15 protein-coding genes are annotated in these 15,367 nt (G+C 42.3%); 5 read left to right on the forward strand and 10 right to left on the reverse strand.

Annotated elements, in window-relative coordinates; translation table 11 throughout:
* Positions 1–37 precede the first annotated feature (37 nt).
* On the forward strand, positions 38–1,411 hold the full coding sequence (locus L870_RS0115860) for a hypothetical protein (protein WP_028518979.1): 1,374 nt from the start codon (positions 38–40) through the stop codon (positions 1,409–1,411).
* 140 nt (positions 1,412–1,551) lie between these two features.
* On the opposite strand, the gene L870_RS0115865 is transcribed toward L870_RS0115860, so the two are convergent.
* Positions 1,552–3,276: a hypothetical protein gene (locus L870_RS0115865; RefSeq protein ID WP_028518980.1), complete on the reverse strand. Its 1,725-nt coding sequence runs from the start codon at positions 3,274–3,276 to the stop codon at positions 1,552–1,554.
* A gap of 376 nt (positions 3,277–3,652) precedes the next feature.
* Here L870_RS0115865 and L870_RS0115870 point away from each other — a divergent pair, with 376 nt between their 5' ends.
* Positions 3,653–4,387, forward strand: a complete 735-nt coding sequence (locus L870_RS0115870) for an RNA polymerase sigma factor (protein ID WP_242836528.1) — start codon at positions 3,653–3,655, stop codon at positions 4,385–4,387.
* Entirely contained in the window at positions 4,362–5,492 is a 1,131-nt protein-coding gene (locus L870_RS19795) for a hypothetical protein (protein ID WP_028518982.1), read from the forward strand. The genes L870_RS0115870 and L870_RS19795 overlap by 26 nt, the downstream gene beginning before the upstream one ends.
* 47 nt (positions 5,493–5,539) lie before the next feature.
* Here L870_RS19795 and L870_RS0115880 read toward each other — a convergent pair whose 3' ends face one another.
* The 5 genes from L870_RS0115880 to L870_RS0115900 form a co-directional block, all read right to left on the reverse strand.
* Positions 5,540–6,784 carry a SecDF P1 head subdomain-containing protein gene (locus L870_RS0115880; protein ID WP_028518983.1) on the reverse strand — a complete coding sequence of 415 codons (1,245 nt, stop codon included), beginning with the start codon at positions 6,782–6,784 and terminating at the stop codon, positions 5,540–5,542.
* Positions 6,781–7,365 (reverse strand): RNA polymerase sigma factor, encoded by a 585-nt coding sequence (locus L870_RS0115885; RefSeq protein WP_028518984.1) that lies wholly within the window; start codon positions 7,363–7,365, stop codon positions 6,781–6,783. The genes L870_RS0115880 and L870_RS0115885 overlap by 4 nt, the downstream gene beginning before the upstream one ends.
* Before the next feature lie 198 nt (positions 7,366–7,563).
* Positions 7,564–8,805 (reverse strand): hypothetical protein, encoded by a 1,242-nt coding sequence (locus L870_RS0115890; protein ID WP_028518985.1) that lies wholly within the window; start codon positions 8,803–8,805, stop codon positions 7,564–7,566.
* Positions 8,802–9,380 carry an RNA polymerase sigma factor gene (locus L870_RS0115895; protein WP_028518986.1) on the reverse strand — a complete coding sequence of 193 codons (579 nt, stop codon included), beginning with the start codon at positions 9,378–9,380 and terminating at the stop codon, positions 8,802–8,804. The genes L870_RS0115890 and L870_RS0115895 overlap by 4 nt, the downstream gene beginning before the upstream one ends.
* A gap of 150 nt (positions 9,381–9,530) precedes the next feature.
* Positions 9,531–10,130 carry an HD domain-containing protein gene (locus L870_RS0115900; protein ID WP_051411617.1) on the reverse strand — a complete coding sequence of 200 codons (600 nt, stop codon included), beginning with the start codon at positions 10,128–10,130 and terminating at the stop codon, positions 9,531–9,533.
* A 143-nt stretch (positions 10,131–10,273) separates the two neighbouring features.
* On the opposite strand from L870_RS0115900, the gene L870_RS0115905 reads away from it, so the two are divergent.
* The gene (locus L870_RS0115905) at positions 10,274–10,543 is read left to right on the forward strand and encodes an acylphosphatase (RefSeq protein WP_028518988.1); all 270 of its coding nucleotides are present in this window, start codon (positions 10,274–10,276) and stop codon (positions 10,541–10,543) included.
* Positions 10,544–10,554: 11 nt separating this feature from the next.
* Entirely contained in the window at positions 10,555–11,658 is a 1,104-nt protein-coding gene (locus L870_RS0115910) for a flavodoxin (protein WP_028518989.1), read from the forward strand.
* 201 nt (positions 11,659–11,859) lie between these two features.
* Here L870_RS0115910 and panD read toward each other — a convergent pair whose 3' ends face one another.
* From panD to L870_RS0115930, 4 genes are all read right to left on the reverse strand, one after another.
* The gene (gene panD, locus L870_RS0115915) at positions 11,860–12,243 is read right to left on the reverse strand and encodes an aspartate 1-decarboxylase (protein WP_028518990.1); all 384 of its coding nucleotides are present in this window, start codon (positions 12,241–12,243) and stop codon (positions 11,860–11,862) included.
* Between the two features lie 10 nt (positions 12,244–12,253).
* Positions 12,254–13,102: a pantoate--beta-alanine ligase gene (panC, locus tag L870_RS0115920; protein ID WP_028518991.1), complete on the reverse strand. Its 849-nt coding sequence runs from the start codon at positions 13,100–13,102 to the stop codon at positions 12,254–12,256.
* 4 nt (positions 13,103–13,106) lie between these two features.
* Complete coding sequence (gene panB, locus L870_RS0115925; RefSeq protein ID WP_028518992.1) at positions 13,107–13,943, reverse strand: 3-methyl-2-oxobutanoate hydroxymethyltransferase; 837 nt, start codon at positions 13,941–13,943, stop codon at positions 13,107–13,109.
* A gap of 174 nt (positions 13,944–14,117) precedes the next feature.
* On the reverse strand, positions 14,118–15,080 hold the full coding sequence (locus L870_RS0115930; RefSeq protein WP_028518993.1) for a hypothetical protein: 963 nt from the start codon (positions 15,078–15,080) through the stop codon (positions 14,118–14,120).
* Positions 15,081–15,367 lie beyond the last annotated feature (287 nt).

A 15,367-nucleotide genomic window follows, 5' to 3' on the forward strand; every position in this document is an offset into this window, starting at 1 on the left:
TTATTATTAAGGACGTATGTCCGAAGGATATAGAGGTATGAGAGTTATGAAAAAGATGTATTTGAAAATGGCAGCAGTTTTACCGCTTGCAGCTGTTATCGTAAGCTGCGGAAGGGTAACTATTGACCCTAATGACTATCTTAATGTCGAGTTTGAGGGAATGGATTCTGTTGCAGTGGCAACCTACAGCATTGACTATGAGAAAATGGTCACCGATAACCTGAAGGCTTTCGATATAAAGAGCAAGAAGGACGAAAAGGATATCGAAAGAGCTGTAAAGAAGCTGAAAAAGTATCTCGGCGGCGAGCTTGACAACACAAGAGAGCTTTCAAACGGCGATAAGATCACATTCGAGTGGGACGATGACGATATTGAGAAGCTTGAAAAGAAGTACAATATAAAGCTCAAGGTAAGCGATAAGACTATCGAAGTTACCGATCTTGATGTTCCTGAGGAATTTGATCCTTTTGAGTATCTTGATATCGAGTACACAGGCGTTGGCGAAAACAGCGTAATGTCCTTCAAGGTAGATGATGATCTTCCTGTAAATCTCGGCTTTGATGCTGATAAGAAATACGGCTTAAAGAACGGCGATAAGGTAACGGTTACCTTCGGACCTTCATATTATGATGAAGAGGATATAATGGAATCCTGCTTTAACAAGGGCTACAAGCCGACTCAGATAAAGAAGGAGTACACGGTTGAAGGTGTGCCTTCATATGTTGAGAAGATAGCAGATATCGAAAAGGCTTCCTACGACAGAATGGACAAGTATGCTCTTGACAGCTTCAAGGAACTTGCTGACTCATGGGATGACAAGGAGCTTGTTGACGTTGAGCTTGCAGGTGTTGATCTGTATATTCCTAAGGAGACAGGCTATTTTACACCTAAAAATATAGTTTGCTATGTGTATAAGGTAACTGCAAAGGATCCCGAGGCAGGCAAGGAAGAGGAAAAGAAGGAAGAAGAGAAGAAGGAAGAGACGACAGAGGCAGAAAAGACAACAGCAGCCGAGGAGACTACAACAAAGGCTGATGAGAAGAAGGACGAAGCTGCTACAACAGCTGCTGATGATAAGAAGTCGGAAGAGACTACAACAACAGCTAAGTCCGAGGACAAGGAAAAGACTACAGAAGCCAAGAAGGACGACAAGAAGAGCAAGGATACATTTACATATTACTACTACACACTCTTCGAGAATGTTGTAACTCCCGATAATGGTAAGGGAAGCGATTTCCCGAATGTAAGCATCATAGTTCCCGACAGCGATATATTCTTCGGTGAGATCTATGGCGAAGGCTTTAAGAAGGGAAATGTTGTCTTTGATGGATTTGAGACGCTTGATAAGCTCAGAGATTCGATCAAGGAAGACTATAAGGACGCCAAGTTCGAGACAGATATCAAGAAGTGATAAATAACGTAAACGCCCGATAATTTGAATTATCGGGCGTTTTTATATATTCCGGGATATAAAACTGCCCCTTCAGCAGCTGGAGAAATAAAGCCGACTGAAGGGGAGTTTATCAAGGAATGTGGGATATGATGAAAACTTTACTCATTATACAGAAGAGAAATCTGTATTGCAATGGCATCATTGAGGGTAATGCCGTCGTTATTGCCTGTAACATCGGCGTTTATTTTGCCCTGATCTGAGAGCTGATATTTATTCGGATTTGCCAGAGACTGCATTATGATAACTGTATCTGAAAGATCCTTGCCGCCATCAATATTTGCGTCGCCTTCAAGTGTTGAAACAGGTTCTTCTTCGATCTCTTCTTCGTAATCATCGTACAGCTTTACCTTTAAAGGCTGAAATTCAGAAGTATCAATGACCTCGTCCTTTTCGGGCTGTCTTACGATAGTGAATTTTCCTGCCTCGTCCTCAGGAGTATGATAGTTTGTTGCGCAGTACCAGCCGAAGTAAGAATCATATTCAAACCAGCCTGATATATTGATATGAGTGCCTATTTTTAGTTCGTCAAGACCCGGGTTGTTTGTCATGAAGGCAAACTTGTATCCGCCCTCAACCGTGAATATCTCACCGTATTCTATACCTATTATTTTAACGTCTTCTAACTCAGGGGCATACTGCATCATGTGATCAGCACAAAGTCTTTTATCTATTATCTTGCGCTTGCTGAAATCCTTCTTTATCTCCATTTCAGCATATTGCTCGTAATCCGGGTTTGCGGAAATGAGCTCATAATCACCTGTGAATGCATAAAATTCATCTGCATTTGCGAAGTATTGGAAAAATCCCGAAACTCTTATAACATCGCCTCTGCCAAGCTCATACGGATCATGTTCGGCCGTGCTAAAGCCCCATCTTGTTCCGTCCTCGGCAACAATGATAAATGAGTCGATTTCCTTTACGGTTATTTCCTTATTAAATTTGTAAAGTGTGTAGTCATAGTAATGAACGGGATATTTGCCTTCGGGCTGCTTGCCGTCGAAAAGGTATCTCATTTCGGCAGCAGTAGTTGTGGTAGTAGTAGGGCAGGTAGTTATATCGTTGACATTAGTGGTAGTAGTAACGATCTCTGTTTCTTCGACCCAGTTACCGTCCTCATCTTCATAACCGCCATATCCGTTATAGCCGATCACGTAGTCGCAGATACCCATATAGCTGTCAACATTATAGAACATATCGCTGTCCTTGTCGTAAGCGAATTCCCCTTCAAGGCTTATGCAGTTGTTCTTTTTGAACATATCGGTGTAATTTTGCAGACCGCTGCTTACGTACAGCTTCATACCGTTATCGACAGTTATAGTGTCCTTATCTGCATCAATTACATAAGTTCCGTACGAGCCGAACTCAAGATGCGGCATTTCTGCTATCTTTGCTTCCAGCTCCTTGTCCTGCTTTGTCTCGCTCTGAACGAGCTTTATATCAGCTGTGCAGTTAAGGTAAAGGTCCTGAGTCTCACTGTAAGCAAATTCACCTGAAATGCTTATCTTATTGCCCTTCTGGAACATACCTGTATAGACCTTTTTTTCGCCGCTGTTTACGTAGAGCTTTTTGCCGTCATCAAGTGTGATGACTTCGTATGAAGCGTCAACTACTTCTGCGCAGTCATATTCAAGATCAACTCGCGGGAGCACGATTCCGCTTGACGGCTGTGGTTCTTCGTTCGGGTCGGGAGGATCAATACCTATCGCAACTATGATAGAAGGTTCGTCAGGAGCGGCGTTTGCTGAAAGAGCAGAAGTATTGATCTGTGGAACGACAGCCATTGCGCATGACAACACAACGGCTATACTTCTTTTGATGTTCATGATAAATACCTCCTTATGAACGTGATAGTGTCGTGCAGGCATGATTTAGGGAGACGTCACGCCTGCATCAACGGGGGGGAATGTACTTTCGGGAGCGTCCTCTCAAAAGTATATAGAAAAATGCGGTTTTAAAACCTTTACACTTATTAGTCTTTAAAAAATAAAAAAACACTCACCAATTTCAAAAAATTTTTTTTGTGAAGTAAAAAATAATGCAGAAATTGGCTTGACCTTATTTTGATAAAGTATTATAATAAAATATGGATAATTGTGGCGTTTGGTATTAATTAGTCAAAAAATAAAAATATAATTTTTATGTGAGTGTTTTTTTATTGTTAAGAGACTAATTATATATAGTGTATAGGAGGAGTGCTGGATGTTATTTGAAAACAGATACTCTCCGTCAGAACGTAATGTGAGATACAGCAGTGGTGCAGCTGTATACCGCAGCGTATTTGCCGCAGTACAGGACATAATTATGCAGACGGGCTGCCTTACGGTCATGGAAAAGCTTTTTGAGGCAACGTCTGCCGACAGTATTAGAAGCGAAAAAGGTGCAAACAATTACAACAGATTTATAAATGGCGATAACGACGGAATGACGGAGGTCATACGGGAATACAAGGACGGTCTTTCTCTTTATATAAACAGCATGGTGCGGAATATCTGCGAAGCAGAGGAGCTTATGGAGGAGACCTTTGTCGAGCTTATTATGAAAAAGCCTAAGTATTCAGGCAAGAGCTCGTTCAAGACATGGCTTTATGCTATAGGAAGAAACATTACTTATGATTATTTAAAAAAGCGTTCAAAGAATTATGACCTTCCCATTGATGAGCTGTATGATATTTCAGATGAAGAGAATCTTGAGAAGTCGTACATACAGCAGGAGCAGAATATAGCTTTATACAGGGCTTTGGGCAGTGTCAACACTGATTACGGACAGGCATTGCATCTTGTATATATCGAAGGACTAAGCATAAAGGAAGCAGCTCAGGTGATGAAAAAGACTAAAAAGCAGGTCGAAAATCTTGTTTGCCGCGGAAAAAAGGCAATGAGAGCACAGCTTGAGAAGGAGGGCTTTGTTTATGAAGGATTATATTCAAGTAAGTGAAAGCGTCTTTCGTAAAGCTGAGGAGCGCATGGCAGAGAAGAAACGCCGTTCAATGAAGGTGAAGCGAAATACTTTAGCTGCGACCGGTGCGGCGGCTGTACTTTTCGTAGTTCTTATGCAGAATGAGGAAATAAGCAATGCAATCAAGTCATTCCCTAAATTTGTAAGCAGTATGTGGTCGGGTGATGAGCCTACAACTACTCAGATGACCACACAGCCAACAGTAACGACTACTGCCGTAGTGACTACAACGCAGGCTGTGACAGATACTACCGAGACTACTACTGAGGAAACCACAACGACGACTACTACTACAACTACACAGCCTGTTACAACAGAACCGCCCATAGTTACGACTGTATCGCCTATAGACGGGCTTCCGAGAATGAGATCGGGTTCATGGAGCGAAGAGGTCGTTTCAGTGACGAATGATACACTTACCTTTGCAAACGGAATGACTATCAACTTTGCATATGGTTCACCTGATTTCAGGAATCAATTCAAAGTAGGGGACGAAATAATATATTCAGGCAGCTTTGCATATGATAAAAGCAATAAGATATATTATTATCTCAGCGAGGGACGATTTGAAAAATGCGGCGGGCTCTCTGTGCAGTCGGCTTATCATGAAGAGCAGGAAACCGAGAAAACAACGGAATATCACAATGAAAATAATGATTATCAACAGTACGATGATCACGAGGGATATCCTGAGGATTATCCCGAAGATTATGACGACTATGAAGATTACGAAGACGATGATTACGGAGATTATGTAGATAAGCCGTTTGAGTATGTAGATGACGGAACTCCTGCAATGGATTATGCAGAGATAGTAAATGACCCTGATTTTGAATTTCAGGACAGAAACTTCTATAAATTAAAGGTCAATGGTATAAAGGTCAAGAGCAAAGAGGGTGCGTATATTATTTCCGAGGACGGTCAGAAGTGGATCTTTTCCACTCATAGCCTTAGCGGCATGACTGAAAGCGAGGTCTATGGTATAAAAGAAGGCGATGTCTTGAATATAGAAGGATATTTCTATTATCTGGCATTTGACGGCTCTATCTATAATCTTGAAATGAAGATAGAAAAGGTAAAATAGATCATATCAAAAAAACAGACTCCGTATGGAGTCTGTTTTTCTATTCGTTAATACTTGTGATAGAAGTCCTTTGTAAGCTCATCGAGCCATTCAACGTCCTCGGGCTTGACTTCGCTGAGTTTTGCGTTCCATTCTTCCTCTGTACATTCTTCACGGTTTATAGTATAAACTTCTTTATCACCGACAACTGTGCATTGAAGCTGAGTTTGAAGTTCTAGTTCATTATTTTCATTGAGTTTAAATACCAAATAGATAGTAGGTGAGGAATTAGCTTTTATTATGACTATACCGTTTTTATTGTTATGGTGAACCCAGATATTTTCTGATTTTGTAGTGATAGCTTCATATTTATTACCTTTTAAAGCATAAAGCTCACATACGCTGCTTGATTCGGGAGCATTTGATGTGAAATACTGTATAAACAGCTCAGGTATATCATCGCCGTTGATGTCGTATTCGCAATAGAAAGCGTCAGTGATGTTGTCATCGGCATTGTCGATGAATTCCTGCAAGCACTGATTTAAAAGGTCTACATGGTTATTGCCGTACTTCAAGTCGTCAGAGGTCAGACCGTATGCGGTATTGCAGTTTGAGAGCTTGTCAGTAAGAGCTATGGCAGTTTCAGCATCAAAGTTTCCGTGTATCATGAAACCTGTAGACATAATTCCATCGACTATACGTGTAGAAATACATTCACCGTCTACCCATATGGATATGGGAGTTTCTGTGCCTGCGATCTCTGAGGTAGCCTCTGCAAATAGCTGTTGACCTTCTTCGTCAAATGCTACTTGTATAGCATATTCTGATCCGTCGTTTTCGTCAAGCAAACACATTTCAGCCTTTTTAATATTACTTCCCGTTAGTATAACAGGACTTTCGGGACTGTCGCCCTTGCGGAAAAATACTTCATGCTGTTTGATGCTGTCAATCGGAAGAGAAGTAGATTCTTCGCTTACGGTAGTTTCTTCTATATCCGAGCCGTTAATACTGCCATTCCTGTGCAAAAGAGCTGCACCGCCTGCGATACCGCCTACAATAGCGATACAAGCAGCAACGGCAGTGAATACCTTCCGCATAGTCCTCGGACGGTAAGGCTCAGAACCGCTTACGGTATCCTCGTTATGGTCTGCAATGTCATTATTATTTATATTGAACTTTCTTCTGCTCATTTCCAGTATTTTTTTCTTTTCATCGCTGCTTACAGGAGCGATTTTTTTGGAAAGAGACTCTAATTCGCTGAGTTCGGCATTCTCGATGATACCGAAATCAATTTCTTTGTTGTTGTCTTTCATAATTCTGCCTCCTTCAAAGATATATCGAGTTCAGCCAGTTTATCTTTGATCCGTCTAATGGCTCTTGAGCATCTTACCCTGACAGCGGCAGGTTCAAGGGAAACAGTTTCCGCAATTTCCTTTGAATTCATGCCGTAGTAGTATTTCTGGATTATGATAGTTGAATCAGGTTCTCCAAGCTCTTCAACGAGTCTCAGAAGAGTCCTGCGAAGCTCCGCGCGTTCAGCATTGTGTGCGATGTCGGTATCATCGCGTATATTGTCCGCGTCACCCTCTTCAAGTGAGACAGTACGTCCGCTTTTTGAGATAATGCTATGGAACATATTTATAGCCTTCCTTATAGCGACAGTGCTGATGAAGCCTTTTATATTTTCGTTCTGTTGTTCTGAGTTTTGAGTGAAGTAAGAGAATATATCCGCGAAAACATCACTGACGCATTCTTCGATATCTTCCTTTGTCGCGCAGCTTCTCAGCTTATTGAAAACGATCGTATAAACGTAGCTGAAATACTCATCGAACAGGGCATTCTGAGCTTCCTGCGGAGATTTTCTGAAAAGTTTCCGGTAATCCTTATCTGTCATGGCAGATCCCCCCTTGTATATGAAAAGTAGTTATGCGCATTTCCGCTTTCATAATATATACTCAAAGAGAACAGATAAAGTGCAACAAAAAATATTCTACCACATAAATAAATCAATCCTGTAGGACGACCATTGACCGTTCGCATATTGATCTGATGCAAACATGAAAAAAGGCGCACGATCGTGCGCCTTCTCTCATTATAATGCAGGATAGTCATAAGAATTTTCCTCATACATTTCTGCTTTGATGTTCTTGTCAGCATAGAATGTTTCAGCGTTCATCCGATCTCCGGGAAGATTGCCGATTTTTGAACTGTCGTATATAGGATTATCGCTATTAATATACCTATCGTATGTGTTAACCAATTCGCCGTATTCATAATAACCCTGATAATTGAACTGAGCAACGTTAGTAAACGAATTATCACTGTCGAATTTTATTTTTCGTGTAAAGTTGTATCCTGACTTGTCCTCAAGGTAAAGACATTTATCCTCCTGATTGTAAGTCATCCACTGAGCATCTATATAAAGGATCATTTCGTAGCCGTCTATGTCGCAGCCTTTTACTGTTGGAGCTATGAACTCATTTCCGTCATAGATAAACATTATTGTTCTTGCTCCGCTTTCGCCTCTCATATCATAAGAGATAAAGAGTTCAGGAACTGAATCGCCGTTGATGTCGCGCATATCAGCCTTTATGTCCCATATAGGTGATGTGTCTATCTCAACTTCATATGGGCTGGTCGATTTACCGTAACCATAGAAGTTCTTGCCGAACATGAACTTATCCATAGCTTTCTGAAAAGCCGCATCGAGCTTTTCCTGAGTAGCCTCGGCAGGATCTATTGAGTCATATTTCGATATCCATTTCGGATCAATTTCAGTTACGACAGGTTCTGTATTATTTACAGGAGCTTCATTCGCAGCTGCGGCTGTAGTAATTTCGGCAGAAGTAACAGTGTTCACATTTGTATCTGTAACAGTAGTCTTTGCAGCTGCTGTACTCTTGGTTGAAGCAGCTGTACCTGTTTCGGTCGCAGTTGTATTTACGGTAGTTCCGGAAACTATGGTAGTAGTAGCCTTTTCAAGGGGCTCGGGAGTATCAGGTGAATCTCCGTTGTTTCTGCCAAACATATAAATGCTTCCGCAAACCAGTGTCAGTGCAGCAGCAGAGCAGAGGACAGTATATATTATCCTTGAAATGCCCTTGCGGCTGTAGTTTTCAACGCCTGTAACAGCGTCCTCGTTTTCTGATATATTTTCATTTCTTTGTTCTTTGTCAAGCATTTCTTTTTCCACTTTGTATTTCTTATTTGTGATCTTTAGCATACGGTCTCTTGCAGACTTGTCTATCATCATATTATCAGCACCTATTTTCTCAAGGTCATTGATATCGGAGTTTTCAAGGACATCAAAGCCTATTATTTTGTTATCCTTCATATATTTCCCTCCTTCAGGTCATAGCCTTCCGCAGAAAGCAGTTCTTTCAGTTTTTTCAGTGCTCTGCTGCATTTCACTCTTACAACAGCAGGTGACATACTAAGCTTCTGCGCTATTTCAGTGGAATTCATGTTGTAATAATACTTTTGTATTATCATTGTAGACTCGGGTTCTCCGAGATTTTTTATTAGCTTTAGCAGTATACTGCGAGTTTCGGAGCGTTCTGCATTTTCTTCCATGCGTTCATTGTCTGCAAATTCCGTAGTTTCGTCCTCGATATAAACAGTGGAATTGCTTTTGGAAGAAAGCTTGCGGAACATCTGTATAGCCTTTCTGCTTGCAACAGTGCCTATAAAGCCTTTAAGGTCTCCGTCGAATTTTCTTTCTCTGTCATAGCTTATAAATACTGCGGAGAAAGTATCTCCCACACATTCTTCTATATCCTCGCGGCTTCCGCAGCTTCTGAGCTTATTGTAAACTATAGCGTATACATATTTGAGATACTCGTCAAACAGAGCAGTCTGAGCTGCCTGCGGTGACTTTCCGTACATAGTACGGTATTCTTTATCTGTCATATTACCACCTCTTCTGAGTTGTTAGATTTATTAAAAAGCTTCCGATCGGTTTGTTATGTGCTTTCATAAACCTTACTTGCAAAAAAATCCTCAAGTGTAACACAAAGACGAAAAAAAATCAAATCAAAAAAAGTCCGCAGCTTGCAGACTTTAAATGTCATTTTTTTCAAGGAATTTCAGAGCTTTTTTATATTTTTCAATTCTTGCAAAGTCCTTTTCTGTAGGGCAGGGAATACGCGAAATGTCCATATTATGCCTGATATCAGCCATTTTTACATTTCTTGCACATTCATCAAGTTTTATTTTTTCAAGATATTCTTCATATGAGATATCATCTGATTTTGTAAGGAGCTTTATTGAATTTACTATCCTCATAGTAAAGCCCATTTCAAGCAGATCATCGAAGGTTGTGGGGGTATCCTCGCATACATCGTGAAGATATGCAGCTATTTTGTATTCGGTATTTTGAAGCTGGGCAGCAACTGCCTGAGGGTGTGTAAAATAGGGATTGCCGCCTTTATCAAACTGCCCATTGTGTTTCTCGGCAGCAGTTTTTTTCGCAAGTTCTAAAAGAGCGTTGAGCTTTGTACGCTGCTTATCAAGAAGAATGAGTGCTTCCTGCTCTGTGATCTCAGTGCAGCTGTCAGCAATATCAGAATGATCCCATTTTTCTTCACCGAAGCTGTATCTGAATGCTTCGTTTTCATCTGTAAGTTTTATTACTTCATCTTCGACCTTGAAATATCTCATAATTCGCCCTCCTGCAATAATATAGATAATTATATCACGATACAGCCGAAAAGTAAAGAACGGCACAGATGTTCATTTTATATGCTTGACTGCATAAAAACTATGCTGTATAATATTATAAAAAGTGTGCAGGAGTGTAAAAAATGGAAAAGGTAAGAAAACATCTTATTTTTTACGGATATGTTCAGGGAGTGGGATTCCGCTGGAAGGCAAGTCATACAGCCCGCAGATTAGGTATTTCAGGCTGGGTGAGAAATCTCCCTGACGGCTCTGTTGAAATGGAAGCAGAGGGTACGGAAAGAGATATTTCAGATCTTATCGAAGCTCTCGAAAATCATTCATGGGGAAGCATCGAAAGCATAGATGAAAAAAATATCCCCATACACGGGGATTACAGCTTTGATGTTGTATAGGAGTGGTGTCAGTGGATAAAGCAAAAACTAAAAAAACAGTCGGAATAATTGTTGATATAGCGATGTATGGACTGCTTCTTGCACAGATGCTGTACGTATTTACTGGAAATACAGTCCATGAATTACTTGGGATAGGCTTTTTTGTGTGTCTTGCAGTACACATAATCATAAAGCGAAAATGGTATGCAACGCTGTTTAACGGCTCAAAAAAGCCTGTACCACGTAAGATATTCAATATCTCAACGATATTGCTAATGCTTTGCAGTATTGTTCTTATGGTCAGCAGCATGGGCGTTTCAAGGCTTATTTTTCCTTGGTTCAGAGCTTTGGGAAGCAGTGACCTGCATAAATATCTTGCCACAGCTGTGCTGGCACTGTCCGTATTTCACGGCGGTATGCGCGGCTATATAAGGGCGAAGAAAAAGAAAAAAGCAGGCATTTTTATTGCTTTGGCAACTATAGCTGCGGCAGCTGTGGGACTTGCTCTTGTGCCTTATCTCAACCGCCATTTCAAATTAGTGGATATAAGTCTTAATGAGGCTGTAGACGGCGAAAAAGTACAGCTCAGCGAAAAGCCTCTCGTTGTATACTTCACAAGAGTGGGCAATACGGATTTTGAGGAAGATGTGGACGCTGTATCGGGAGCTTCGCTTTTGCTTGCGGACGGCGAGCTTATGGGAAGCAATCAGCTGCTTGCTGAGATGATAAAAAATGCGGCAGACTGCGAAACTAAGGCGATAACGGTGACAGGTAAGAAGTATCCGTCAAGCTATGGGAGTACAGTAACGGTATCATTGAAGGAGCTTCGTGATGACGCTCGTCCCGAAATAGAGCCTATCGACATAAGCGGTTATAATTCGGTGATACTGGTTTATCCGCTGTGGTGCGGAACAGTTCCAATGCCTGTGGCTACATTCCTTGAGAGCTGCGATCTCAGCGGTAAGAAGCTTTATCTTATCGCAACTCAGGGCAGCAGCGGCTTCGGAAGCAGTACGGAGGATATCCGCAAAATGGCTGAGGGAGCGGACGTGGAAGAGGTAATGAGCATCTACTGCGATGATATCCCGTATTCAAGGGAACGCCTTGTAAAATGGCTGAATGAAGCCTTTAACTGATTGTAGGGGCGGCGTTTCGCCGCCCGTGATCTTACGATAAAAATAACATGAACGGGCTGTCGAGGATGCGCCCCTACACATGGTTACAGCGTAAATTATTGATTTGTGGAACAGGGACGCGCAATGCGCGTCCCTACAAGCATAATAACTGCGATTAAAAACGTAAAAGCCCCGAACATTGTTCGGGGCTGAATTTGTATATTACATTAAAACGCCGTGTTTTTCGTAGTCCGCAACCTTGATTATCTCATTCTTGTCACCTACAAATACTACCTTAGGACGGTGAGTTTTTATCTCCTCTGTAGTCATTGCAGCGTATGCCATAATGATAACATGGTCGCCTTTCTGTCCTGCACGGGCTGCTGCTCCGTTGAGGCAGATAACTCCGCTTCCGCGTTCACCTGCGATGACATAAGTCTCGATACGGCTGCCGCTGTTGACATTTACTACGTGAACGTGCTCGTATTCATAAAGTCCCGAAGCTTCCATAAGCTCCTCATCAATAGTTATGCTGCCAACGTAGTTGAGCTCAGCCTGAGTTATGACAGCGCGGTGTATCTTGCTTTTGAGCATTGATATTTCCATTGCTGCCTCCTTATACGTCTTCGGTGAAGAAGTTGTCGATAAGGCGAGTTTTGCCGATATATACAGCAATTGCGCAAAGTGCCGGACGGTCAAGAGCCTTTATCTGCTGCATTGTTGCGCAGTCAACTATCTTTACGTAGTCGATACGTGCAAGGGGCTCGGCTTCAATGTGCTTTTTCATAGCGGCTATGATCGCAGAGCAGTTCTTTTCGCCGCTTTTTACCATATCCATGCCGAGGAATATTGCCTGTGAAAGTACAAGTGCAGCCTTTCTTTCGGCATCATTGAGATATGTATTGCGTGAGCTCTTTGCGAGTCCGTCAGTTTCGCGGACGATAGGACAGCCGATTATCTCGATGTCCATATTCAGGTCGTCTACCATGTGGCGGATAACTGCAAGCTGCTGAGCGTCTTTCTTACCGAAGTAGGCTCTGTCAGGCTTTACTATATTGAAAAGCTTTGATACGACTGTGCATACACCTCTGAAATGTACAGGGCGGCTGAGTCCGCAGAGCTCCTGTGTGAGAACTGTCATATCCACGAATGAGGAGAAGCCCTCATGGTACATTTCTGACGGCTCGGGATTGAAGATAAGGTCGCCGCCGTGGGCTTCAACAAGCTGTGCATCGTGTTCTATATCACGGGGATAGCTCTCAAGGTCCTCAGTAGGACCGAACTGCATTGGATTTACGAAATCGGATACGACTGTTCTGTCGTTGTCTCTGTGGGAAGCGTCGATAAGGCTTGCGTGTCCCTCGTGGAGATAGCCCATAGTGGGTACGAGACCTACTGTAAGCCCCTGCGCTCTCCATTCCTTTACCTGTGCGCGTACTTCATCTATAGTCTTTACTATCTTCATATCATTAACACTCCTTCATAAGCTCATTGATAACATCATCATCTACAGCGTAGGTATGCTCTTCAGCAGGGAATACACCTGATTTTGTCTCGCTTATATAGTCCGAGATGCCCTGTCGCATAAGTACGCCGACCTCTGCGAAACGCTTCACGAATTTTGCTGTATGTCCTGTGTTGAGTCCCAGCATATCCTGATATACCAGCACCTGACCGTCACAGCCGTTTCCTGCACCGATACCGATAGTGGGAATGAACAGCTTCTTTGTGATGATATCTGCAAGCTTTGCAGGTATACCCTCAAGCACTACTGCGCAGGCACCTGCCTCCTGTATCATCAGTGCGTCGTCGATGAGTTTCTTTGCTTTGTCAAGGCTTTTGCCCTGTACCTTGAAGCCGCCGAATGCGTTTACTGACTGGGGAGTGAGTCCGAGATGAGCCACAACAGGGATAGACGCGTTTACGATAGCTCTTATCCGGTCGCAGACTTCTGCGCCGCCTTCAAGCTTTACCGCATTTGCACCGCCCTCTTTGATGAGCCGTCCTGCATTTACAACAGCTTCCTGAACGCTTACCTGATATGACATGAATGGCATATCAGCTACGATGAATGCGTTTTCTGCTCCTCTTGAAACTGCGGCAGTATGATGTATCATATCCTCCATAGTTACAGGTAAGGTGTTCTCATAGCCGAGCATCACCATGCCGAGAGAGTCGCCGATGAGTATTGCATTTACGCCGCACTCGTCGATTATCTTCGCTGTTGTGTAGTCGTAAGCAGTAAGCATCGTGATCTTGTCACCTGATTGCTTCTGCTTCAGAAGGGTTGAAACAGTGTTCTTCATATTCAATTTTCTCCTTAAAAGATGTTACCTTTCCGAGTTCTCGGATAAGATACAAGGGTATTATAGCAGTGAAATGTGAAAAGCGTGTGAATACACGATATTCCGCGAAAAAATCATTGATAAATACAAACGCCTCCCACTTGGGAGGCGTAAAACTGTAATAATTTACTGTTATCAGCTGTGATCTGGTATGATTATAGCTCCGTTGAGGCTGAGGTTGCGCAGGAAGGTAAGTCTTGCCTTTTCGATACATTCGGGCTTTACCATGTAATAGAGGTAGTGCTCCATAAGGTTGAACATATCGAAGGTACGTCCCTCTATCTTGAACTGATTGAAGCCCATAGGAACGTATTTGTTCCAGATATCATCGGGAGTGATGTGTGTGCTCAGATCCTTGATATCAAAGAGACTTCTGTGCTCACACTTACATTCAAATATTGCCTTTGCTTCGGGGTGGTCTGCTGCAAATTTATTTGAGTCAAATGGTACATTTGGGTACTTCCTTACGTGATTTGCATATGCTATCTGCTCTGTACCTATGGTCTGATAGTGGAGAGAACGGTTTACGCAGCCCGGATTACAACAGGCATTTACAAGTATCTCGCACTTTTCCTTGTTCGGTATCTTTTCAAGGATATCGAACTTGTTGTTAAGGTCGTAGTCTATGACAACTATGTGATAATCCTTACAGACTTCCTCGTAAAGAGTATTGGGATCGGTGATACGCTTGCAGGTAGAGCTTGTCAGCTTGAAATTAGGGTAGTTCTTTCTTATGTAGTCCTCAAGTATGGGTGACATAACGATACATTCATTAAGTCCGTTATCTGCGATATGCATTACCATGTTGCAGAATTCATCACTGAGATGCTTCTTTTCAAGCATTGGATTTGTAAATGTAAAACGGAGCGGTATGCCTTTCTTGTTGAAATAGTTTGTAACGCCCTTTACGAAGTCCTTATGGCACATACCGTGCATAACTCTGCCGCCGTTCCACATTGACGGTGGGAATACACCGTATATTGAAGCTACTTCAACTCCCTCACGGAAAAACTCTGGACTGTTCTCCATCATTGTGAGAAAAACTGAATTGAATTTAAAAAGGCGTGCAAAATCAGGCAGATGAAATCTTACTTTCACTGTATTACCTCCTTGTGTCAGCCATTTGGCTGTCTTTATCTATCGAGTAATTATATTATAACATAATTCTGCTAAAAAAGCAACAGAGGAAGTAAAGTTGAGAATGTAGGGAACGTCGCCCACGGCGTTCCGAAAAAACGATGCAAGTAACATGAATGTGGTGTAGGGGCTGCCTGTGGCAGTCCGCAAGTAATAGCGATCGTAGGGGACGGCGTCCTCGACGTCCCGTGCAACTGTCGGGAATAAATTCCGCTCGCCTGTGTAACTTAAAAAATACGTATGCGGAG

The organism is Ruminococcus flavefaciens ATCC 19208, from assembly GCF_000518765.1.
GTDB lineage: Bacteria > Bacillota > Clostridia > Oscillospirales > Ruminococcaceae > Ruminococcus > Ruminococcus flavefaciens.

Excerpts from the sequence above, each read along its gene's own strand:
- L870_RS19795 (WP_028518982.1), top strand. The coding sequence starts at position 4,362 with ATGAAGGATTATATTCAAGTAAGTGAAAGCGTCTTTCGTAAAGCTGAG.
- L870_RS0115880 (WP_028518983.1), bottom strand. The coding sequence starts at position 6,784 with ATGAAAGACAACAACAAAGAAATTGATTTCGGTATCATCGAGAATGCC.
- L870_RS0115890 (WP_028518985.1), bottom strand. The coding sequence starts at position 8,805 with ATGAAGGATAACAAAATAATAGGCTTTGATGTCCTTGAAAACTCCGAT.
- L870_RS0115870 (WP_242836528.1), top strand. The coding sequence starts at position 3,653 with ATGTTATTTGAAAACAGATACTCTCCGTCAGAACGTAATGTGAGATAC.
- L870_RS0115885 (WP_028518984.1), bottom strand. The coding sequence starts at position 7,365 with ATGACAGATAAGGATTACCGGAAACTTTTCAGAAAATCTCCGCAGGAA.
- L870_RS0115900 (WP_051411617.1), bottom strand. The coding sequence starts at position 10,130 with ATGAGATATTTCAAGGTCGAAGATGAAGTAATAAAACTTACAGATGAA.
- L870_RS0115905 (WP_028518988.1), top strand. The coding sequence starts at position 10,274 with ATGGAAAAGGTAAGAAAACATCTTATTTTTTACGGATATGTTCAGGGA.
- panD (WP_028518990.1), bottom strand. The coding sequence starts at position 12,243 with ATGGAAATATCAATGCTCAAAAGCAAGATACACCGCGCTGTCATAACT.
- panB (WP_028518992.1), bottom strand. The coding sequence starts at position 13,943 with ATGAAGAACACTGTTTCAACCCTTCTGAAGCAGAAGCAATCAGGTGAC.
- L870_RS0115865 (WP_028518980.1), bottom strand. The coding sequence starts at position 3,276 with ATGAACATCAAAAGAAGTATAGCCGTTGTGTTGTCATGCGCAATGGCT.
- L870_RS0115895 (WP_028518986.1), bottom strand. The coding sequence starts at position 9,380 with ATGACAGATAAAGAATACCGTACTATGTACGGAAAGTCACCGCAGGCA.
- L870_RS0115860 (WP_028518979.1), top strand. The coding sequence starts at position 38 with ATGAGAGTTATGAAAAAGATGTATTTGAAAATGGCAGCAGTTTTACCG.
- panC (WP_028518991.1), bottom strand. The coding sequence starts at position 13,102 with ATGAAGATAGTAAAGACTATAGATGAAGTACGCGCACAGGTAAAGGAA.